This is a genomic window from Cupriavidus sp. 05N38 (assembly GCF_056397345.1).
The window spans coordinates 1-21,429 of record NZ_JBFTNF010000002.1; the positions used below are offsets into that span (position 1 = coordinate 1).

Annotated in this window: 18 protein-coding genes; 10 read left to right on the forward strand and 8 right to left on the reverse strand. The window is 68.1% G+C overall.

The genetic code is table 11. The annotated features are described in order from the left end of the window. A partial coding sequence (locus AC1DK4_RS00945; protein WP_477131373.1) for a putative bifunctional diguanylate cyclase/phosphodiesterase occupies positions 1-1,269 on the reverse strand: 1,269 nt, incomplete at its 3' end. A 327-nt stretch (positions 1,270-1,596) separates the two neighbouring features. Between AC1DK4_RS00945 and AC1DK4_RS00950 the strand changes: the two genes are divergently transcribed. The 8 genes from AC1DK4_RS00950 (at position 1,597) to AC1DK4_RS00985 (ending at position 11,448) form a co-directional block, all read left to right on the forward strand. After that, positions 1,597-3,228 (forward strand): methyl-accepting chemotaxis protein, encoded by a 1,632-nt coding sequence (locus tag AC1DK4_RS00950; protein WP_441612251.1) that lies wholly within the window; start codon positions 1,597-1,599, stop codon positions 3,226-3,228. Between the two features lie 25 nt (positions 3,229-3,253). Then, positions 3,254-3,721, forward strand: a complete 468-nt coding sequence (locus tag AC1DK4_RS00955; protein ID WP_441612250.1) for a chemotaxis protein CheW — start codon at positions 3,254-3,256, stop codon at positions 3,719-3,721. After that, positions 3,718-5,022, forward strand: a complete 1,305-nt coding sequence (locus tag AC1DK4_RS00960; RefSeq protein WP_441612249.1) for a CheR family methyltransferase — start codon at positions 3,718-3,720, stop codon at positions 5,020-5,022. Before AC1DK4_RS00955 ends, AC1DK4_RS00960 begins: the two co-directional genes overlap by 4 nt. Then, positions 5,015-5,776, forward strand: coding sequence for a chemotaxis protein CheW (locus AC1DK4_RS00965; protein WP_441612248.1), 762 nt, complete (start codon positions 5,015-5,017; stop codon positions 5,774-5,776). Before AC1DK4_RS00960 ends, AC1DK4_RS00965 begins: the two co-directional genes overlap by 8 nt. Then, the gene (locus AC1DK4_RS00970) at positions 5,773-8,211 is read left to right on the forward strand and encodes a hybrid sensor histidine kinase/response regulator (RefSeq protein ID WP_441612247.1); all 2,439 of its coding nucleotides are present in this window, start codon (positions 5,773-5,775) and stop codon (positions 8,209-8,211) included. The genes AC1DK4_RS00965 and AC1DK4_RS00970 overlap by 4 nt, the downstream gene beginning before the upstream one ends. Continuing rightward, positions 8,208-9,236, forward strand: a complete 1,029-nt coding sequence (gene cheB / locus AC1DK4_RS00975) for a chemotaxis response regulator protein-glutamate methylesterase (RefSeq protein ID WP_441612246.1) — start codon at positions 8,208-8,210, stop codon at positions 9,234-9,236. Before AC1DK4_RS00970 ends, cheB begins: the two co-directional genes overlap by 4 nt. Positions 9,237-9,266: 30 nt before the next feature. Continuing rightward, a complete protein-coding gene (locus AC1DK4_RS00980; RefSeq protein ID WP_441612245.1) occupies positions 9,267-10,277 on the forward strand; it encodes a diguanylate cyclase in 1,011 nt (336 codons plus the stop codon). Positions 10,278-10,665: 388 nt separating this feature from the next. After that, positions 10,666-11,448 carry a DUF4397 domain-containing protein gene (locus tag AC1DK4_RS00985; protein ID WP_441612244.1) on the forward strand — a complete coding sequence of 261 codons (783 nt, stop codon included), beginning with the start codon at positions 10,666-10,668 and terminating at the stop codon, positions 11,446-11,448. 197 nt (positions 11,449-11,645) lie between these two features. Here the strand turns inward: AC1DK4_RS00985 and AC1DK4_RS00990 are convergent, their stop codons facing one another. The 4 genes from AC1DK4_RS00990 to AC1DK4_RS01005 all read right to left on the reverse strand — a co-directional run bounded on the left by AC1DK4_RS00990 (position 11,646) and on the right by AC1DK4_RS01005 (position 16,274). Further along, positions 11,646-11,942, reverse strand: a complete 297-nt coding sequence (locus AC1DK4_RS00990) for a transcriptional regulator (RefSeq protein WP_441612243.1) — start codon at positions 11,940-11,942, stop codon at positions 11,646-11,648. Between the two features lie 219 nt (positions 11,943-12,161). Beyond that, a complete protein-coding gene (locus AC1DK4_RS00995) occupies positions 12,162-13,664 on the reverse strand; it encodes a tripartite tricarboxylate transporter permease (protein ID WP_441612242.1) in 1,503 nt (500 codons plus the stop codon). A 12-nt stretch (positions 13,665-13,676) separates the two neighbouring features. Beyond that, positions 13,677-14,138, reverse strand: a complete 462-nt coding sequence (locus AC1DK4_RS01000; RefSeq protein WP_441612241.1) for a tripartite tricarboxylate transporter TctB family protein — start codon at positions 14,136-14,138, stop codon at positions 13,677-13,679. Between the two features lie 600 nt (positions 14,139-14,738). Beyond that, entirely contained in the window at positions 14,739-16,274 is a 1,536-nt protein-coding gene (locus tag AC1DK4_RS01005) for an MATE family efflux transporter (RefSeq protein ID WP_441612240.1), read from the reverse strand. Positions 16,275-16,613: 339 nt separating this feature from the next. Here AC1DK4_RS01005 and AC1DK4_RS01010 point away from each other — a divergent pair, with 339 nt between their 5' ends. Next, on the forward strand, positions 16,614-16,931 hold the full coding sequence (locus AC1DK4_RS01010) for a hypothetical protein (RefSeq protein WP_441612239.1): 318 nt from the start codon (positions 16,614-16,616) through the stop codon (positions 16,929-16,931). A 135-nt stretch (positions 16,932-17,066) separates the two neighbouring features. On the opposite strand, the gene AC1DK4_RS01015 is transcribed toward AC1DK4_RS01010, so the two are convergent. From AC1DK4_RS01015 to AC1DK4_RS01025, 3 genes are read right to left on the reverse strand one after another with little or no spacing between them, the layout of a single operon-like run. Further along, on the reverse strand, positions 17,067-17,831 hold the full coding sequence (locus AC1DK4_RS01015) for an enoyl-CoA hydratase/isomerase family protein (protein ID WP_441612238.1): 765 nt from the start codon (positions 17,829-17,831) through the stop codon (positions 17,067-17,069). A gap of 2 nt (positions 17,832-17,833) precedes the next feature. Beyond that, positions 17,834-18,439: a cysteine dioxygenase family protein gene (locus AC1DK4_RS01020; RefSeq protein ID WP_441612237.1), complete on the reverse strand. Its 606-nt coding sequence runs from the start codon at positions 18,437-18,439 to the stop codon at positions 17,834-17,836. A 20-nt stretch (positions 18,440-18,459) separates the two neighbouring features. Continuing rightward, a complete protein-coding gene (locus AC1DK4_RS01025) occupies positions 18,460-19,638 on the reverse strand; it encodes a CaiB/BaiF CoA transferase family protein (protein WP_441612236.1) in 1,179 nt (392 codons plus the stop codon). A gap of 334 nt (positions 19,639-19,972) precedes the next feature. On the opposite strand from AC1DK4_RS01025, the gene AC1DK4_RS01030 reads away from it, so the two are divergent. After that, on the forward strand, positions 19,973-21,400 hold the full coding sequence (locus AC1DK4_RS01030; RefSeq protein ID WP_441612235.1) for an NAD-dependent succinate-semialdehyde dehydrogenase: 1,428 nt from the start codon (positions 19,973-19,975) through the stop codon (positions 21,398-21,400). The last annotated feature ends 29 nt before the right edge of the window (positions 21,401-21,429 follow it).

The window sequence follows — 21,429 nt, forward strand, 5'->3', positions numbered from 1 at the left end:
GCCATAGAGGTAGCCCTGCACCTCGTGGCAGCCGTTCTCGATGAGGAAATCGCGCTGCTCGGCGGTCTCCACGCCCTCCGCCACCACGCCGATGCCCAGGCTGCCGCCCACGTTGACCATGGCGCGCACGATGGCGGCATCGACCGGGCTCTGCGTGACGTTGCGGATAAAGGACTGGTCGATCTTGATGCGGTCGACCGGGAAGGTCTTGAGGAAGCTCAGCGATGCATAGCCGGTGCCGAAGTCGTCGCAGGTCAGGGTCACGCCGTCGCGGCGCAGGGTCTGCAGCTGGCCGGAGAAGTCGTCGCCCTGCTGCAGGGCGATGGTCTCGGTGATTTCCAGCTCCAGCCGCTCGGGCGCCAGCGCCAGTTCGCGCAGCACGTGGCGCACCTCGGTCAGCAGCCGGCTTTCGCTGAGCTGCGCGGCGAACAGGTTGATGGCCACGCGCGGCGCGTCGGGAAACGCCAGCGACCACATGCGCGCCTGCGCGCAGGCGGTATGGAGCAGCCACACGCCCACGTCGGCCGCCACGCTGCTGGCGGCCAGTGCGTCGATGAAGCTCGCCGGCGTGAGCAGGCCCTGGGTGGGATGGCGCCAGCGCATGAGCGCCTCGGCACCGACCACGCGGCCGTCGCTCAGGTCGATCTGCGGCTGGTAGAGCAATTCGAACTGGCGTTGCGCGTAGGCGTCGCGCAGCGCCTGCACCAGCGACAGGCGGGTCGTCACGTCGGTGCGCATCTGCGGCTTGAAGAAGCGGATGGTACGGCCGCCGTCACGCTTGGCCCGGCCCAGTGCCAGGCTGGCCGAAGCCAGCGCGTCGGAGGCATTGTCGCCGCCGGCGGGCATGACGCAGGCGCCCAGGCTTGCCAGCACATGATGGCGCCGGCTGCCGTACTCGTGCGGCTCGGACTGCAGCGACAGGATGGCGGCGCTGACGTGGCGCACCAGGGTGGGATCGGCGATGGAGGGCAGCAGCACGGCGAACTCGTCGCCGCCGATCCGCCCGAGCACGGCATCGCGCGGCGAGGCGTCGCGCAGGCGACGGGCCACCCGGCGCAGGATCTCGTCGCCTTCGGCATGGCCGTGCATATCGTTGAAGGCCCGGAAATCGTCGATGCCGAGCAGCAATAGCGCGCAGCGCGGGGCAGCCTCCGTGCGCAGGCGGCCTTCCAGCATACTCAAGAATGCCTGGCGCGAAGCAACGCCGGTCAGCGGGTCGAGGTCCGCGTTCGGCGAGGCGCCGGCCTTCGCCTCTGACCTAGCCACCATCCCTGCCCTGTTTGTGATTGTCGACATCGATCCGATCTGTCAATTTGGCAAGTGTGACTAAAACCAGGAAAAAATCAAGCCGCGTCAAACCATGATATTGCGATATGTTGCGGGACGGCAAATAACATAATCACAAAACGCTAGCCCGCGCCCGCGCCATTGAAATGACAGAAACCTTCCAGTACCCTACGCCGCTATAAGGCGGGCGGGCACCCCGGGGCGCCAGTCTCCGCCTGCGGACCCGCCGCTCATGGCGTCGCCGTGCCAGGTTCACCGCGTCCGGACGCCGCCCGCCACCCTTCCTGCAAGAAAATACAAGAACATCGAATGGGCAACCGCACCGCGACCCTCTGGACCATCCGCACGCGCATCCTGGCAAGCTTTGCCATGATCCTGGCTGTCATATTGCTGACCTTCGTGGTCGCCTACGGCCGGCTGTCGACGATTGAATCCCACACCGTCGCGTTACGCGACGATTCGCTGCCCGGACTCTACTACAGCACCGCGATGCGCGGCGCATGGGGTGAAACCTACGTGCTGGCCTGGCAGAGCATTACCGCGGGCAGCGACGCGGAGCGCCGCACCTATGCCGAGGCCAACACAGCCCTGCGCAAGCGGCTGGATACGCTCGAGCATAAATACGCCGACTCGATCGTCCGCCCGGACGACCGCCAGCGCTTCGAGAAATACAAGGAACTTCGCCGCAACTATGACGAAGTCTCGGCCATGGTGTTCGCCGCCGGCAGCGCCGAGGCCGGCGCCATGGAGGCCCGGCTGCGCGGCCCGATCCATGCCGTTTGGGATGACGGCCGCGCGGCCCTGCAGGCCCTGCTGGAAGACAACAACAAGGTGTCGGAAACCGGCGCCACCAGCATCAGCAACGCCGTAGAGACCGCCAAGATCAGTATCGAAGTCTCGCTGATCGCTGCCTTGCTGGGATCGCTGGTGGCCGGCTACCTGCTGTTCCGCTCCATCACCGTGCCGATGCGCTCGATCGTGACACTGCTGTCCGGCATGCGCGGCGGCGACCTGCGCCAGCGCCTGTCGCTTGAACGCCAGGACGAATTCCTCGAGGTCGAGCAAGGCTTCAACCAGATGACCGGCGAGCTGACCGGGCTGGTCGGCCAGGCCCAGCGCTCGGCCATCCAGGTCACCACCTCGGTCAACGAGATCGCGGCCACCGCCCGCCAGCAGCAGGCCACCGCGACCGAGACGGCGGCCACCACCACCGAGATCGGCGCCACCTCGCGCGAGATCTCCGCCACCTCGCGCGACCTGGTGCGCACCATGATCGAGGTGTCGAGCGCCGCCGAGCAGACCGCCGGACTGGCCGGCACCGGCCAGGTCGGCCTGTCGCGCATGGAAACCACCATGCACCATGTGATGGAAGCCGCCGGCTCGGTCAACGCCAAGCTGGCCACCCTGAACGAGAAGGCCGGCAATATCAACCAGGTGGTCACCACCATCGCCAAGGTGGCGGACCAGACCAACCTGCTCTCGCTCAACGCGGCGATCGAGGCCGAGAAAGCCGGCGAGTACGGTCGCGGCTTCTCGGTGGTGGCCACCGAGATCCGCCGCCTGGCCGACCAGACCGCGGTCGCCACGTACGACATCGAGCAGATGGTGCGGGAGATCCAGTCGGCGGTGGCCGCCGGGGTGATGGGCATGGACAAGTTCGCCGAGGAAGTGCGGCGCGGCATGTCCGAGGTGACCCAGGTGGGCGACCAGCTGTCCCAGATCATCGGCCAGGTGCAGTCGCTGGCGCCGCGCGTGCAGATGGTCAACGAGGGCATGCAGGCCCAGGCTGGCGGCGCGGAGCAGATCAACCAGGCGCTGATGCAGCTCTCCGAGGCGGCCCAGCAGACGGTGGAATCGCTGCGCCAGTCCAGCCAGGCCATCGACGAGCTGACGCTGGTCGCCAACGACCTGCGCACCGGCGTGTCCCGCTTCAAGGTCTGAGCCTTGCGGGCCCGGACCACTTCCCATGAAGCTCTTCCTGCTGTTCCGCATCGGCCCTGACCACTACGCGCTCGACGCCAGCGAGATCGAGGAAGTGCTGCCGCTGACCACGCTCAAGCAACTGCCCGAGGCGCCGCCCTGGGTGAGCGGGCTGCTGGCGCGCGGCGGCGAGGTGGTGCCGGTCATCGACGTCAACGCACTGGCCACCGGCACGCCCGTCGCCCACCGCACCAGTACGCGCACGGTCCTTGTGCACTACCGCCGTGGCGCGGATGCGCCGGCGCGCCTGCTCGGGCTGCGCCTGGAATACGCCACCGAAACCTTGCGCTGCGCCCCCGGCGAGTTCACCGACAGTGGCGTGGACTCCGCGCCGGCGCGCTACCTGGGCCCGGTGCGCGGCGGCGCGCAGGGACTGGTGCAGTGGGTCAAGGTCGACGCGCTGCTGCCCGACGAGGTGCACGCCCGCCTGTTCCCCGGCCTCGCGGCACCATGACCACGGCCAGCCATATCGAAGCGCTGCTCAAGGAGCGCATCGGCCTGGACGCCTGCACGGTGGGCGCCGGCATGATCGAGCGCGCGGTGCGCGAGCGCCTGGCGACGGCCGCGGTGCCCGACCACGATGCCTACTGGAACCTGCTGCACTCGCACCCGGAAGAGCTGCAGGCCCTGATCGAGGCCGTGGTGGTGCCGGAAACCTGGTTCTTCCGCCACCGCGAGGCGCTGCTGGCGCTTGGCCGCTTCGCCGCCATGCGCGTGTTCGGCGGCGCACGCCTGCATGACGGCGAGGGCCCGCTGCGCATCCTCAGCGTGCCCTGCTCCACGGGCGAGGAACCGTATTCGATCGTCATGGCGCTGCTCGATGCCGGGGTGCCCGAGAACCGTTTCCAGGTCGACGCCATCGATATCAGCGCGCGCGCCCTGGAGCGCGCGCGTATCGGCCACTACGGCAGCAATTCGTTCCGCGGCAGCCCGCTGGATTTCCGCGACCGGCATTTCACCGCCGCGCCGGGCGGCTATGCGCTCAACGCCAATGTGCGCGCCAAGGTGCGGCTACTGCGCGGCAACCTGCTGGACCCCATGCTGATGGCGGGCGAGGCGCCTTACCATTTCGTGTTCTGCCGCAACCTGCTGATCTATTTCGATGCGCCCACGCAGCAGCGCTCGCTGCGTGTGCTGGAGCGGGTGAGCCGGCCCGACGCCACGCTCTTCGTGGGGCCGGCCGAAGCCAGCCTGCTGACACGGCACGGCTTTGTCTCGGCCGGCGTGCCGCTCGCCTTTGCGTTCACGCGGCGCGCCCCGCGCCAGGCGGCCCCGCCCAATGAACCCTCGGACGGTGGCGCAGTCCATGCCGCCCCGGCGCCCCGCCTGCCGCATGCGCCGCCTCCGGCGCCGTCCTTCCGCACCTACCAGGCCTCGCTGACGCCGGCCCCCGAGCGGGCGGCCCAGCCGCGGCCGGCGCCCGCCACCAAGGCGCCGGGCAGCGCCGACCCGCTGGCGAAGATCTCGCGGCTGGCAGATCGCGGCGACCTGGCCGCGGCCATCGCGTCGTGCGAGGCATACCTCGATGCGCAGGCGCCGTCGGCCGCCGGCTACTGCCTGCTGGGCGTGCTGTACGATGCCACCGGCCGCCCCGCCGACGCACGCGAGGCCTATCGCCGCGCGCTATACCTCGACCCGGGCCACCAGGAGGCGCTTTACCATATGGCTGCCATCCTCGAGGCGCAAGGCGACGGCGCGGCCGCGGCCCGCCTGAGAAACCGCGCCCAGCGCAATCAACCGACCCGCCATGGCTGAGCCCGCACCGCTCGCGACATCCCACCCCGGCGCCAGCCACGGCACGCATGGCGTCGTCGTCGACGACTGCTGGCGCCGCATCGGCGTACTGGGCGACGGCAGCTGCCCGCTGCTGCCCACGCATATCCACTGCCGCAACTGCCCGACCTACTCGCGCGCCGCGCTGACGCTGCTCGACAACCTGCCCACGGGCGAGGTGAGCCTGCCCGCGGCCGATGCCGCCCGGGCCGGCACCGCCGCGCAGGGCCCGGCCGTTTCCTGCCTGGTGTTCCGCATCGGCGAGGAGTGGCTGGCGCTGCCGGCCGAGGCGCTGGCCGAGGTCACCGCGCCCTGCCCCCTGCACTCGCTGCCGCACCGGCGGCACGCCGCGGTGCTGGGCCTGGTCAGCGTGCGCGGCAACCTGCTGGTGTGCATCTCGCTGGCACGCCTGCTCGGGCAGGACTCGCCCGCGCCCGCCCAGGGCGCCGGCGCGCGCAGCGATGCTGCGTTCGACGCGGCGCACGACACGACCAGCAGCGCAGGACATGGCGCACGCCTGCTGGTGCTGGGCCAGGGCCGCAACGCCTTCGCGCTGCCGGTCGAGGAGATTGCCGGCATCGAGCGCATTGCCGAATCCGCCCTGCAGCCGCTGCCGACCACGTTGTCGCGCACGTCCTCGCGCTATGCCCGCGCGCTGCTGCAAAGCGGCGGGCGCACCGTGGGGCTGCTCGACGCGGCCTCGCTGCAGCAAGCCCTGACGCGGAGCCTGGCATGAATCCCGACCAGTTGCGCGACGCCTCCCTGCTCGAACTGTTCGCGCTCGAAGCGCAATCGCAGGCGGATGTCCTCAATGCCGGCCTGCTCGCGCTGGAGCGCAATCCCGCCGCCAGCGAGCAGCTCGAGGCGTGCATGCGCGCCGCCCATTCGCTCAAGGGCGCGGCGCGCATCGTCGGCCTCGACGGCGGCGTGCGCGTGGCCCATGTGATGGAAGACTGCCTGGTCGCGGCCCAGCACGACGAACTGCTGTTGCGGCCCGTGCATATCGATGCCCTGCTGCACGGCACCGACCTGCTGCTGCGCCTGGGCAGCCCGCCCGGCGGCGATCTCGGCTGGGCCGATCACGCCGGCAAGGCCGAGATCGATGCACTGGTGGCGCGCCTGGAGGCGCTGCTGGCCGGCAAGGCGGTCGACGCCGCGCCGTGGGCAAGCGCGCACGTCCTGCAACAGACGATGCCGGAGCAGGCCGCCAGCGCGGCCGAGCCGCCCGCGGCGCCGGCGCAAGCCACGGCCGAAGCCATGCCGGTGACAACGGCCGCCAGCGCGGACGCGCCGGCCGTGCCGCCGGCCGATGCGCCCATGGACAGGCCCGCCGATGCGCCCCCCGGCATCTTGCCCGCCCACGTCCGGCCCGCCGACCCGGCCGGCGAGGCCGGCGCGCTGCCGGAGACCCAGGAGCGCATGCTGCGCGTGAGCGCCGACACGCTAGACCAGTTGCTGGCATTGTCCGGCGCGGCGATGATCGAGGCCAACTGGCTCAAGCCCTTCGGCAACGCCCTGCAGCAGACCCGGCGCCTGCAGATGCGCGCGCTGCAGGCGCTGGACGCCCTGCAGGCGGCGCTGGCCGGCGGCCAGGGCGGCAACGCAGCCGAAGGCGCCGCCCAGGCCCGGCTGGCCGACGCGCAGCACCTGCTTGCCGAAAGCCACCGGCAGCTCTCGCAGCGCGTCAGCGACCTCGAACAATACGACCACCGCACCGGCCGCCTGTCGCGCCAGCTCTACGACCGCGCGCTGGCAAGCCGCATGCGGCCGCTGGCCGACGGCCTCGCCGGCTACTCCCGCATGGTGCGCGACCTCGGCCGCGCGCTTGGCAAGGCGGTGCACCTCGAGCTGATCGGCGAGAGCACCAAGGTCGATCGCGACATCCTCGAACAGCTCGAGGCCCCGCTGGCGCACCTGCTGCGCAATGCGGTGGACCACGGCATCGAGATGCCCGACGTGCGCCGCGCCGCCGGCAAGCCCGTCGAAGGCCGCATCACGCTCAATGCGCGCCACAACGCCGGGCGGCTGGTCATCGTGATCTCCGACGACGGCGCCGGCGTGGACCTGGATGCCCTGCGCCGCGCCATCGTGCGGCGCAATCTGGCGCCCGAGGAAACCGTCGCCCGGCTGTCGCAGGCGGAGTTGCTCGACTTCCTGCTGCTGCCCGGCTTCAGCATGCGCGAGACCGTGAGCGAAGTATCCGGGCGCGGGGTCGGGCTCGATGCCGTGCAGGACATGATCCGCCAGGTGCGCGGCAGCATCCGCCTGGTGCAGGAAAGCGGGCGCGGCATGCAGTTCCACCTCGAGCTGCCGCTCACGCTGTCGGTGGTGCGCGCGTTGCTGGTGGAGGTGTCGGGCGAAGCCTATGCCTTCCCGCTGGCCTACGTGATGCAGGCCCTCCACCTCGAGCGCCGCGACATCGAGCAATTGCAGAACCGCCAGCACTTCCGCTTCGGCAATCGCCAGGTGGGCCTGGTCAGCACGGCCCAGGTGTTGCAGCGACCGGAGGCCCGGCGCGACGAGGACACCGTGCCGGTGGTGGTGCTGGGCGATCACGAGCGCACATACGGCGTGGCGGTGGACCGCCTGCTGGGAGAGCGTATCCTGGTGGTCCAGCCGCTGGCGGCCTGCCTCGGGAAGATCAAGGATATTGCCGCCGGCAGCATCACCGAGGACGGCACGCCGGTGCTGATCTTCGACGTGGAAGACATGATCCGGTCGGTGGAGAAACTGCTGTCCGAAGGCAAGATCGACCGCATCCGCCGCGGCGGCGCCGTAGCCGCCCCGGTACGGCGCAAGCGCGTGCTGGTGGTGGACGATTCGCTCACGGTGCGTGAACTGGAGCGCAAGCTGCTGGCCAACCGAGGCTACGATGTCACCGTGGCGGTGGACGGCATGGACGCCTGGAACGTGCTGCGCGCGGAATCCTTCGACCTGGTCATCACCGACATCGACATGCCGCGCATGGACGGCATCGAGCTGGTCACGCGCATCAAGCGCGAGCCGCGCCTGCAGCAGGTGCCGGTGATGGTGGTCTCGTACAAGGACAGGGAGCAGGATCGCCAGCGCGGCCTGGAGGCCGGCGCGGACTACTATCTGGCCAAGGGAAGCTTCCAGGATGCCGCGTTGCTCGATGCGGTACAGGACCTGATCGGAGAGGCGCGCGCATGAAGATCGGCATCGTCAACGACTCGCAGCTGGCCGTGGTGGCGCTGCGACGTGTCATCGCACTGGATCCCGAACTGGAAGTGGCGTGGGTGGCCGAGGACGGCGAGAGCGCCGTGCGCATGGCCGCCGCACGCACGCCGGACCTGATCCTGATGGACCTGCTGATGCCGGGGATCGACGGCGTCGAGGCCACCCGCCGCATCATGGCCGCCACGCCATGCGCCATCGTGGTGGTGACCATGGACCTGGGCCGCAACGCCAGCCAGGTGTTCGATGCCATGGGCCACGGCGCGATCGACGCGGTCGACACACCCACGCTGGCGCAGCCGGATTCGCAACTGGCCAGCGGGCCGCTGCTGCGCAAGATCCGCAATATCGGCCGCCTGATCGAAGGGCGCGTCGCGCCCGCGCGCGCGAACGCGACGCTTGCGCGCAGGGCCGGCGCCGAACGGCTGGTGGCGCTGGGTGCGTCGGCCGGGGGCCCGGCCGCACTGGCCGCGGTGCTGGGCGCGCTGCCGGACGGCTTCAATGCCGCCGTGATCGCCGTCCAGCACGTGGACGAAGCCTTTGCCGCCGGCATGGCGGACTGGCTCGACGCGCAATGCCCGCTGCCGGTGCGGCTGGCCCGCGAAGGCGAGGCGCCCCAGCCCGGCACCGTGCTGCTCGCCGGCAGCAACGACCACCTGCGCCTGCTCAGTCCCGCGAAAATGGTCTATACCGAGGAGCCGAGCGACTACCTTTACCGGCCGTCGATCGACGTTTTTTTTGAAAGCGTGGCCCAGCACTGGCGCGGCGATGCGGTGGGCGTGCTGCTCACCGGCATGGGCCGCGACGGCGCGCTGGGCCTCAAGGCCATGCGCGAGCGTGGCTACCTGACCATTGCCCAGGACCAGGCCACCAGCGCCGTCTACGGCATGCCCAAGGCTGCCGCCGCCATCGGCGCAGCCGGCGAAATCCTGCCATTGCGGCAGATCGCGGCCCGCATCGTACGGGCCTGCAACACCAATCCCGGCAACAAGCAGGGTTAGGGAACAGGGCCGCAGCGCACGAGGAACACAATGTCGACAGATACAGAACAGAACTACAGTCAGCGCCCCGAGGAATACCTGGCCATGGTGCTGCTGGTGGATGACCAGGCCATGGTCGGCGAAGCCGTGCGGCGCGAACTCGAGCCCGAGCAGGACATCGATTTCCACTACTGCTCCAAGCCCGACGAAGCCGTGGCGGTGGCCGAGCGCACGCGCCCCACGGTCATCCTGCAGGACCTGGTGATGCCCGGCATCGACGGCCTGACGCTGGTGCGCCGCTACCGCGCCAACCCCGCCACGCGCGATATCCCCATCATCGTGCTGTCCACCAAGGAAGAGCCGATCATGAAGAGCGCGGCTTTCGCCGCCGGCGCCAACGACTACCTGGTCAAGCTGCCCGACACCATCGAACTGGTGGCGCGCATCCGCTATCACTCGCGCTCGTACCTCAACCTGCAGCAGCGCGACGAAGCCTACCGCGCGCTGCGCCAGAGCCAGCAGCAACTGCTGGAGACCAACCTGGAGTTGCAGCGGCTGACCAACTCCGACGGGCTCACCGGGCTGTCCAACCGGCGCTATTTCGACGAGTATCTCGGCGCGGAATGGAGGCGCGCCGGGCGCGAGCAGAGCCAGCTGGCATTGCTGATGATCGACGTGGACGTCTTCAAGGCCTACAACGACACGTACGGCCACGTGGCCGGCGACGAGGTGCTGCGCCGCGTCGCCGGCGTGATCCGCGAGAACTGTGCGCGCCCGGCCGACCTGCCCGCGCGCTTCGGCGGCGAAGAGTTCGCCATGATCCTGCCATCCACCTCGCCCGGCGGCGCCCGCCTGCTGGCCGAGAAGGTCCGCCGCGCCATCGAGTCCATGCAGGTGCCGCACAGTGGCTCGCCGGTAGGACAGTGCGTGACGGTGAGCATCGGGGGCGCGTCCGTCGTGCCCGACGAGAACACGCCGTTCAGCCGCCTGGTGGAGATCGCCGACGCCGGGCTCTACCAGGCCAAGCGCAACGGCCGCAACCAGGCCGTGATGACCGCCTGAGCGTACCGCTCCGGGCGCTGCCGGCGGCCGCGCCCGCTCCCGCTTTCCCTCCCCCTCCACCTCCCCCTCCCCAGCTCTCCCGCACGCCGCGGCATGGCCCGGCCTGCCGCCGCGCCGTCGTCGCGCCGTCGTCGCGATGCCGGCCGCATGTGGAGAATTCGTCCTGTGGGAATTGTCCGACACGCGTTTCGGAGACGGGTCAATTTGCCGGCCCGCATGCCCTGCCTATCGTTGCATTACGGCAGGCGCCGTTGCGCATCCCCTCACAGGGCCGCGGTCCGAGCGGCAGCAAGCCTGACAACGAGCGTGGCAAAGGATGGCCATCCCGTCGCGGGACGGCACGCGCCGGCCACCGGATGATTCACTCACCGGCAAGAAGAGGGCACTCATGAAGCTTTCCAAATCAGGCCTGGTATTAGGCCTTGCACTGGCCGCGGCGGCCGTACTCTCGGCATGTGGCGGCGGCGGCGACGACGGCATCGATGACCGCATCGGCATCAGCAAGCCTTCCGTGCGCGTGATCCATGCCATCCCGGGCGGACCCAATGTCGACGTGCTGCAGAACGGCACCAAGACGTCGTTCCTCAACGAGCCCTACAAGTTCGTCTCGAACTATTTCGACGTCGGAACCGGGGCGCAGCTGTTTGCCTTCAACGTGGCCGGCACCGCAACGCAGATCGGCAGCGCCACCGTCGATGCCCACACCGGCCACAAGTACACCGTGGTCGCGCTGCCCGGCTCCACCGCTGCCGACGTGCTCACCATCGACGACCCGTATGGCAAGGGCCTGCTGTCGGACAAGGCCCGCGTGCGCGGCCTGAATGCCTCGTTCAACGCGCAGAACATCGATATTTACATTACCGTGCCGGCCGCCGATCTCACCGTGGCCACGCCGACGATGGCGGCGATCGGCTACAAGACGGCGAACCCGGCCTCCGGCCAGGACTCGCTCTATCTCGACGGCGGCACCTATCGCCTGCGTATCACCACCGCCGGCACCAAGACCGTGATCTTCGACTCGGGCACGCTGACGCTGGGCAACAATGCCGACTGGCTCATCACGACGATCCCGGTCGACGGCATCGGCGCGCTGGTACCGAACAAGATCAAGGTGCTGGTGGCGCAGTCGAGCACGGGTACCGGCAACGCACAGGAGCTGGTCACGCAGTAACGGCAGCCGGCGACAGGCTTGCGCGCCCAGGGCGCAATGGCGGACTCGTGCGAGGGCCCATGCGGCGGGAAGATCCGGCAGGCGGGTCTTCTCGCCGTTGCTTTGCCTTTGCTTTGCTTTGCCTTGCCTTGGCCTTTGGGCCAGGGAGCCACTTCGATGCGTGCGCCGGGTCATCCGGCGCGCGGGGATGCCGGGGACTATGGCGTCTGTGCGATATCGCTTTGCAGGACATCCAGGTGGGAGAGGTATTTATCCAACTCGTCCTTGCCGCTGTCGGTGATGCAGTAGACGCGGCCACTGCCCTCGACCAGTTCCGCCGTGATCGCGCGCGCGATCATCAGGCTGCGCAGGATCGGCCGCAGCGAGCGGATATTGTTCTCGACTCCGTGGTCGCGCAGGCGCTCGACCAGGGTCAGTACCGTCGACGGGCTCGACTGGACGAACTTGAGGATGTATAGCCGCGAAACGAAGCGGTCCAGCGTTGGAGTTCTCATGCGGCTCCTGTGACGCGCCAGCGGGTGGCGCGATAGAGCTGATCATCATGCGCAGCCCTGCGCTGCGAGCACAGCCGGGCGGGGTTCACTGCGTGCGTGCCAGCCTGGACCGGAACGCGTCTTGCCAAAGAAAACGGGGTGCGCGAGGCACCCCGGATCTTGCGTCTTGCATTGTGCGTGCCGGCACATGGCCGCGCCGGCACGGGGGCTTCTTCGGTACTACTCTTCCTGGAACGCTTCTTCGCGCTTGGCCTTGATCGACGGCAGTGCAACGACGGCGACCAGTGCGGCAGCGGCGATCAGCAGGCCCATCGACAGCGGACGCGTCACGAACACGGTGAACTCGCCACGCGACAGCAGCAGGGAGCGGCGGAAGTTTTCTTCCATCATCGGTCCGAGCACGAAGCCCAGCAGCAGCGGCGCCGGCTCGCACTTGAGCTTCAGGAACAGGTAGCCGATGATGCCGAAGCCGGCTGCCATGAACACGTCGAAGGTCTGGTTGTTGACCGAGTACACGCCGATACCGCAGAACACCAGGATGGCCGGGTACAGGAAGCGGTAAGGCACGGTCAGCAGCTTCACCCAGATGCCGATCATCGGCAGGTTCAGGATGATGAGCATCAGGTTGCCGATCCACATCGAGGCGATCAGGCCCCAGAACAGCGCGGGGTTGCTGGTCATGACCTGCGGGCCCGGCTGGATGTTGTGGATGGTCATCGCACCCACCATCAGCGCCATCACGGCGTTGGGCGGAATGCCCAGCGTCAGCAGCGGGATGAAGGAGGTCTGTGCCGCGGCGTTGTTGGCCGATTCCGGACCTGCCACGCCTTCGATGGCGCCCTTGCCGAACTCATGCGAGTACTTCGAGGTCTTCTTTTCCAGCGAGTACGCTGCGAACGAAGCCAGCGCCGCACCGCCGCCCGGCAGGATACCCAGTGCCGAACCCAGCAGCGTGCCGCGCAGCACCGCGGGTGCCATGCGCCTGAAGTCTTCCTTGGTCGGCCAGAGGTTGGTCACGCGGTCGGTGAAGGTCTCGCGGTCTTCCTTCTGCTCCAGGTTCGCCACGATCTCGGCGAAGCCGAACATACCCATGGCCAGCGCGACGAAGTCGATGCCGTCGGTCAGTTCGGGGATGTCGAACGAGAAGCGCGCGGCGCCAGAGTTCACGTCGGTGCCGATCAGGCCGAGCAGCAGGCCCAGCACGATCATCGCAACCGCCTTCGGCAGCGAACCCGAAGCCAGCACCACGGCGCCGATCAGGCCCAGCACCATCAGCGAGAAGTACTCGGCGGGGCCGAACTTGAACGCCAGTTCCGACAGCGGCGTGGCGAACGCAGCCAGGATCAGGGTAGCCACGCAGCCGGCGAAGAACGAGCCCAGGCCGGATGTGGCAAGCGCCACCCCCGCTCGCCCTCGCCGCGCCATCTGGTAGCCGTCGATGGTGGTCACCACCGACGACGATTCACCAGGCAGGTTGACCAGGATGGCGGTGGTCGAGCCACCGTACTGCGCGCCGTAGTAGATACCGGCCAGCATGATCAGCGCGGCCACCGGGGGCAGCGTGTAGGTGACCGGCAGCAGCATGGCGATGGTGGCCAGAGGCCCCAGGCCCGGCAGCACGCCGATCAGGGTACCCAGCACGCAGCCCAGGAAGGCGTATGCGAGGTTCTGCAGTGTCAGTGCCGTGGAGAAACCCAGCGACAAGTGTTCAAACAATTCCATCTGGCCGACTCCTTAACCAGTAATGAAAGCAGGCCAGACCGGCATCTGCAGATTGATACCGTAGACGAAGGCGCCCATGCTGATCAGCACGAGCACCACGGCGTTGGCCAAGGCACCCTTCCAGCTGAACTCGTGGCTGGCCATCGACGACACCAGCACCAGCACGAACACCGACAGCACCATGCCGAGCGGCTTGAGCAGCAGGCCGAACAGCACCACCGAACCCAGGATCCACAACAGCGTCTTCAGGTCCCAGCGGGCGAGCTGGTCCGCTTCACCCTTTTTCGACACCGAACCGATCAACACGAATGCTCCAAGCAAGGCGAGTACCAGGCCTAGCAGGAACGGAAAATATCCGGGGCCCATCTTTGCGGCAGTTCCCATGGAATAGCCGCGAGCGACCCAGGAAAAGCCCAGACCGACCAGAACGAACATCAGGCCGGAGGCAAAGTCCTTTTGGCTGCGTATGCGCAAAACGATTCTCCTCAAAGTACGTGAAAGCATTCGGCTTCGCAGGCAGGCTCTCGCTTGCGAAGACGGTTGGATCGGCAGGTTTGAACGGCATCTCCTGCAGGATGGATGCAACCTTAGAGAGGCGATCTTTCAGCTTGCTTTCATTTGTCCTGACTTAGGGGTAATCACCGATACGCATCGGATTGTGTCGAATCGAATAAATATCATGTTGTGATGTATTTGCGAAAAACAGGCAAAAACACCCGCGAAAACAGCAGGGAATGACCGGAGGTACGAGGAACGCGTGCGCGTCGCCGACAGCGCATCTGGCTGTGAGGCAGGAAATGCGGGCGCGCAAGAACGCCGCGCGGCAGACAGCGCAGCATCGGCGGGAACGCATCGCGGGACGGCATCGGCGCCGGCCCCGAAGGAACACAGAAGGAGGCACCCAAGGCACCCAGAGGGGCACCGAAAGGCAATTGAAAGGCAACGCCTGGAATCGCTGCCTTGGCCACGGACCGCACGATGCCAGACGGATCTTTCGATTGCCTTTCAGGCCGGCATCCCAGGGCACGCCGCGCGCACCGGGTGCCACGACACCGCCACCCGCGGCCGCGACGCTCAGGGCTCGCGCGGGCGCGCGGGTGCGCCGGCGGTGGCCTCCGCCAGCATGTCTTCTTCGACCGCGGCACCCGCCGTGGTCAGGGCCTCTTCGCATGGCGTGCCCATGCTGGTGTCCGGCGCCTGCGGCGCGAACTCCTGCTCCGGAGGCGCCCCCGCGGGGGTGGCCGGCAGGATATGGCTGGTGCGCCAGTTGCCGAGGCGGTAGTAGGCCACCGCCAGCGTCACCGATACCACCGAGCCCAGCGGAAAGCTCCACCAGATCGCATCGGCGCCGAGGGTACGTTCCAGCACCCAGGCAAATGGCAGCCGCACCACCCACATCGACAGGAACAGGATCACCAGCGGCGCCATCACCGCGCCGGTGGCGCGCACGGTGCCGAACAGCACGATGGTGAAGCCGAACAGGATGAAGGACCACAGCACGATGGCATTGATATGCTGCGCAATGCCGATCGCCGTGCCATCGTCGGGCAGGAACAGGCCCAGCGAATGACGGTTGAACAGGTAGATCAGGCCCACCAGGGCCCCGGTCATCAGCAGGTTGAACAGCAGCCCCACGCGCGTGATGCGCGTCACCCGCTCCCACAGTCCCGCGCCAACGTTCTGCGCGACCATCGACGACACGCTCGCGCCGACCGCCAGCGCGGGCATCTGCACGTAGGTCCACAACTGCGACGCCACGCCGTAAGCGGCCGTGGTCTGCGAGCCATGGCGATTGACCAGCGACATCATCACGATCGCCGACGACGAGATCACCACCATCTGCAGGCCCATCGGCAGGCCCTTGGCCACCAGCGCGCGCAGGATGGCGGCATTAGGACGCAGGTAGCCGAGCTGGCGCCGGCGCAGCGCGAGGAAATGGCGGCGGCGGTAGAGCAGCGCCAGCATCGCCGCCAGGCTTGCGAGCTGCGCGATCAGCGTCGACAGCGCCGAGCCCGCGATGCCGAGTTCGGGGAACGGCCCGATGCCGAAGATCAGCAGCGGGTTGAGCGCCACATCCAGGCCCACCGACAACAGCATGAAATAGAACGGCGTGCGCGAATCCCCCGCGCCGCGCAGCGTCATCATCACGAAGTTGTAGAAATACATGAAAGGCAGCGCCAGGAAAATGATGCGCAGGTAGCTGATTGCCAGCGGCCTGGCGTCGGCCGGCGTATCCATGGCGGCGAGGATGGCCGGGGTGAAGGCGTAGCCCAGCGCCGCCGCCAGCACCGAAAGCAGGACGAAGAACGTCGTGCTGGTCCCCACCACGCGGCGTGCTTCGCCCAGGTCGCGCGCGCCCACCGCCTGCCCGATCATGATGGTGTTGGCCATGCTGATGCCGAACACCACCCCAAGCAGGAAGAACAAGATGATGTTGGCGTTGGAGGTTGCCGTGAGCGCCGCCTCGCCGAGGAAGTGGCCCACCCACACCGAGTTCACCGAGGCGTTGAGCGACTGCAGGATGTTACTGCCCAGCACAGGCAGCGAGAACGTCAGCAAGGTGCGCCCGATCGGGCCGGTGGTCAGCTGCGCTTTGGATTTCGTTGGCATGTCGAGTGCTTGTCTGGTTCTTCTCATTGCGCCCGAAGCAGCTTGCGCAGGCGGGGCGGAACTCCCCCGGGAGCCACTATCCCACAACCCGCCGACGGGTCATGTCGGTAGCCGTCTGTCAGACAGAAAGCCAATTGTAAGCAGTTGTCTGGATCGGGGCACGCGGCGCAAAGCGGGCCGGTCAAACAATGGCGAAATGCGCAACGCCAATGCGCAACACAAGTGGCCCTCGGCACCCCGCAGTCCAGCCGTCGCAACGCCGCCGCGCGGGATCCGAAGGGCCGTACCGATCCATCAACAGTGAGGTCCGATATGTCGCAGAACAAGCCCGTTCACTTCTTGCAAGCTTCCACCGCCCTGGCCGCCGGCCTGCTTTGTGCCGCTGCCTTCGCGCAAACCCCGGCCGCGCCCGCCGATGCCGGCAACACCGCCGTACCCGCCGGCATGACCCAGGTCGAGCCGCCGAAGGATCCCCTGGTGCAGCGCCGCGACGCCAACAAGCAGGCGTCGGACGAATACAAGACCAGGAAGAAGGCCGCCCAGAGCGAGTACAAGCACGATGTGAAGGCCGCCAAGCAGGACAAGAAGGCGGACAAGAAAGCCAACAACGAGGCGATGAAGCAGGAGATGTCTTCCGCCGGCACGGCGCCGAACTGATCCGCGCAAAGGATCTCGCCATACATCCGCCAATGGATACGCCCCGGGCCGGCACCGTCGATCGATGGTGCCGGCCCGGGGCGTATCCGCTCTGGCGATTCTGGCGGTTCTGTCGATTGAGGCGCTGCGCGAAGCTCAGCTTGCGGCCGCAGCGCGATAGGCCGCAATCCGGGCCTTGATCCCCGGCCGCGCCGCGGAGCGGACCAGGTCGGCGAGCTGCCGTGATGCTGCCTCGGCGCCGCCGTCGCGGGTGGCATCGTGAATGGCCGCCAGCGTGCGCATGTCCAGGCGCCGCGCACGCCCGGCAAGCGATGCCACGACGGCGTCGCGCGCCGCCGTGGCATCGCTCTGCGGGTCGGCCTCCAGCAGGCCCGAGGCAAGGCCGCCCGCTATCGCCGCGCCGGCGTCGAACGAGCGCCCGCCGGTGATCCATTCGCGTGCCCGCGAAATACCTGCCAGTTGCGCCAGGCGGGCGCTTCCAAGCACCAGCCCGAAAGCCGCGCCGGGGAAAGCGAAGCTGCTGCCTGCCTCCACCCAGCGCTGCTCGCACGCGGCGACGAGATCGGCCCCCGCGCCCATCGCCCGCCCTTGCACCAGGGCCGCCGTGGCGAACGGCGCCGCATATACGCTCTGCAGCAGCAACTCCACGCGCACGAAGCGCGCGAGCAGGGAATCGTCGCTCTCGGCATCGAGGTCGCCCAGGTCGAAGCCGGTGCAGAAGTGCTTGCCTGCGCCTTCGATGACAAGCAGGCGCGTACCGTCACGATGGCAATCGTCGACTGCTTCCGTCAGCGCCGTCACCAGTTCGCGCGACAGCGCGTTGCCGCGCGCGGGCCGGTTGAGCGTGAGCCGGGTGACGTCGCCCTCCTTGCGCACCAGCAGGATGATGTCCTGGTCCACGCTCACTCCTTCGCCGCCGCAGCCCACAGGTTGGGCACCAGCGCATTCGAGTATCCCGACACGAACGGCTTGGTGGCGCCGCTCGCGGGATCATAGACATGCCGCTGGATGCGGCCGATATTGCCGCCGTACAAGTGCACGCTGACCGAGACACGGTCATCGTATGCATTGCGCACGCGGTGTACATCGCCAAGCGACGGCGACACGGCCGCCACCTGGCCGGCGTGCAGCAGGACTTCGTCGCCATCGGCCACCAGCTGTCCGCCTTCCACGCGATAGTGCTGGTCGATTTCCGCGCCGCGCAGCATGCCGATCAGCCCCCACACCGTGTGATCGTGCACCGGCGTCTGCTGGCCCGGCCCCCAGACGAAGCTGACCAGCGAGAAGCGGTCCAGCGGATCGCCATAGAGCAGGTGCTGCTGGTAGTAGACCGGGTGCGGCCGCGCCATCTCTTCGGGCAGCCAGTCATCCTGCGCCACCAGCCGGGCAAGCGCGGGCGAGGCCTGCGCCAGCACGGCCGCCTCGTCGCTGCCGTCGCGCTCCGCCTGCGTGACCACCCTGCTGATGGTGGCGACGAACTCGCGCAGCCGTTCTATCTTGTCGCTCATATTCGTGTCCTCTCGGCGCTTCATGCGTCCGTGCCGGCGGCGGGCGCGGCGTAGCGCGCCCGCACCGCGGCGTTATGCTCGCCCAGCGCCGGCGGATCGCGGCGGATCGGCAGGCCATGCCCGTCGAAGCGCAGTGGCGAAGCAAAGGTGCGCGTCTGGTGGCCACCCGGCAGCGTCAGCGGGCGGACCCACTCCATATGCTCGACCTGCGGGTCGTCCAGCGCGGCGGCATAGTCGTTGATGCGGGCGTGGGGCACGCCGGCCGCATTGAAGGCAGCGATCCAGTGGTCCACGCCGGCTTCGGCGAAGCGTTCTTCCAGCAATACCTTGAGCGCCGACTGGTTGGCGGCGCGGTCGCGCGTGGTGGCGAAGCGGCCGTCCTGCGCCAGTGCCGGCAATGCCACCACGCGCACCACCTCCAGCCACAGCTTCTGGTTGCCGGCGGCAATGGCGAAGTAGCCGTCGGCCGCGCGGAACGCCTGGTAGGGCGCGTTGCGCGGATGGGCCGAGCCGAGCTTGGCCGGGCTCTTGCCGTTACCGAAGTACTCGCTGGTCTGCAGCGCGGCGATGCCCAGCGTACAGCCGTACATGGGCACGTCGATATGCGCACCCGGCCCGCCGGCGCGCACGCGCGCCAGCGCGCTGGAGATGGCAAAGGCGCCATAGAGGCCCGAGGCGAAATCGGCGAGCGGCACGCCGCATTTCACGGGCGCGCCGTCGGGCTCGCCGGTCACGCTCATCACGCCGGCGGCGGCCTGGATGGTCAGGTCGAAACCGCCCTCGCCCGCGCGCGGGCCGCTCTGCCCGTAGGCCGACACCGAGCAGTACACCAGCCCTGGCTTTGCCTCGCGGAAGCTGGCGTAGCCGAGGCCGAGCCGCTCCATCACCCCGGGACGGTTGTTCTCGATCAGCACATCGGCGTCGAGGACCAGGCTGCGCGCCAGCGCCAGGTCCGCCGGATCCTTGAGATTCAGCGCCACTGACTGCTTGTTGCGGTTGAGCGAGGCAAAGTTCTCCGAGTAGCCATCCGACAGTGGCGGCCATTGCCGCAAGGTGTCGCCGTCGGGCGCCTCCACCTTGACCACCTCGGCGCCCATGTCGGCCAGCAGCATGCCGCAGAAGGGCCCGGCTGCGACGGTACAGAATTCCACCACCCTGACGCCTTGCAGCGGCAGGTCGTGTTGTGCGAGATCACTCATCGGAAAATCCACGGAAAAGGCAAAGCGTTGGCGGCGGGGGCGCGTTGCTGGAATTATAGAAAGGTTGCCAAATACGATACTACTGTTCCACATTTGAGAACAGCAGCACCAGGCAAAGCGGGACGAACCACCGTGGCATCGGCCAGCTTGCGGGGACAGCCTGCGCGGCGCAGCCACGCCGCGCCCGGAGCGCGCCGGGTGCTGCAGATAACCGCCCGACGCGTTAAGCTTGCGGCTTCGTCCAAGAATTCCTGGCCCGGGAAGCAATCGCCCTGGCCTATCTGCGGCACAGGCAGCCCCGAAGTGCCGCGCTCACAACAATCAGGAGAAAGGCATGTACCAGGATCTCGCCCTCTATATCGATGGAGAATTCGTCAAGGGAGGGGACCGGCGCGAGCAGGACGTCATCAACCCGGCCACCCAGGAACTGCTGGGCAAGCTGCCGCACGCCAGCCGTGCCGACCTGGACCGCGCGCTGGCCGCCGCGCAGCGTGCCTTCGAAAGCTGGAAGAAGACCTCGCCGCTGGAGCGCTCGAAGATACTGCGCCGCGTGGCCGAGCTGACCCGCGAGCGCGCCAAGGACATCGGCCGCAATATCACGCTGGACCAGGGCAAGCCGCTGGCCGAGGCGGTGGGCGAGGTCATGATCTGTGCCGAGCATGCCGAATGGCACGCCGAGGAATGCCGCCGCATCTACGGCCGCGTGATCCCCCCGCGCCAGCCCAACGTGCGCCAGATCGTGGTGCGCGAGCCGATCGGCGTGTGCGCCGCCTTCACGCCGTGGAACTTCCCCTTCAACCAGGCCATCCGCAAGATCGTCTCGGCCGTCGGCGCCGGCTGCACGCTGATCCTCAAGGGTCCGGAAGACTCGCCCAGCGCGGTGGTCGCGCTGGCTCAGCTGTTCCACGACGCAGGCCTGCCCCCGGGCGTGCTGAACATCGTGTGGGGCGTGCCGGGCGAGATTTCCACCTACCTGATCGAATCGCCGATCGTGCGCAAGATTTCCTTCACCGGCTCGGTGCCGGTGGGCAAGCAGCTGGCCGCGCTGGCTGGCGCGCACATGAAGCGCGTGACGATGGAGCTGGGCGGCCACTCGCCGGTGCTGGTGTTCGACGACGCCGACATCGAGCCGGCGGCCGAGATGCTGGCCCGCTTCAAGCTGCGCAATGCCGGCCAGGTGTGCGTATCGCCCACGCGCTTCTACGTACAGGAAAAGGCCTATGACAAGTTCCTGGCGCGCTTCACCGAAGTGATCGGCTCGATCAAGGTCGGCGACGGCCTGGACGACGGCACCCAGATGGGCCCACTCGCACATGAGCGCCGCATTGCCTCGATGGAGCAGTTCCTGGACGACGCCAGCCAGCGCGGCGGCAAGGTCGTCGCCGGCGGCTCGCGCATCGGCGACAAGGGCTTCTTCTTTGCCCCCACCGTGGTCACCGACCTGCCCGACGACGCCAAGCTGATGGTGGACGAGCCGTTCGGCCCGGTCGCGCCGGTCACCCGCTTCAAGGACGCCGAGGAAGTGCTGCGCCGCGCCAACAGCCTGCCGTTCGGCCTGGCCTCGTATGTGTTCACCAACTCGCTGAAGACCGCCACGCTGGTGTCCAACGGCCTGGAAGCCGGCATGGTCAACATCAACCATTTCGGCATGGCCCTGGCCGAAACGCCGTTCGGCGGCATCAAGGATTCCGGCATCGGCAGCGAAGGCGGCCAGGAAACCTTCGATGGCTATCTCGTGACCAAGTTCATCACGCAGATCTGAGCCAGGCGGCCCGCGGCCACGCGGGCGCC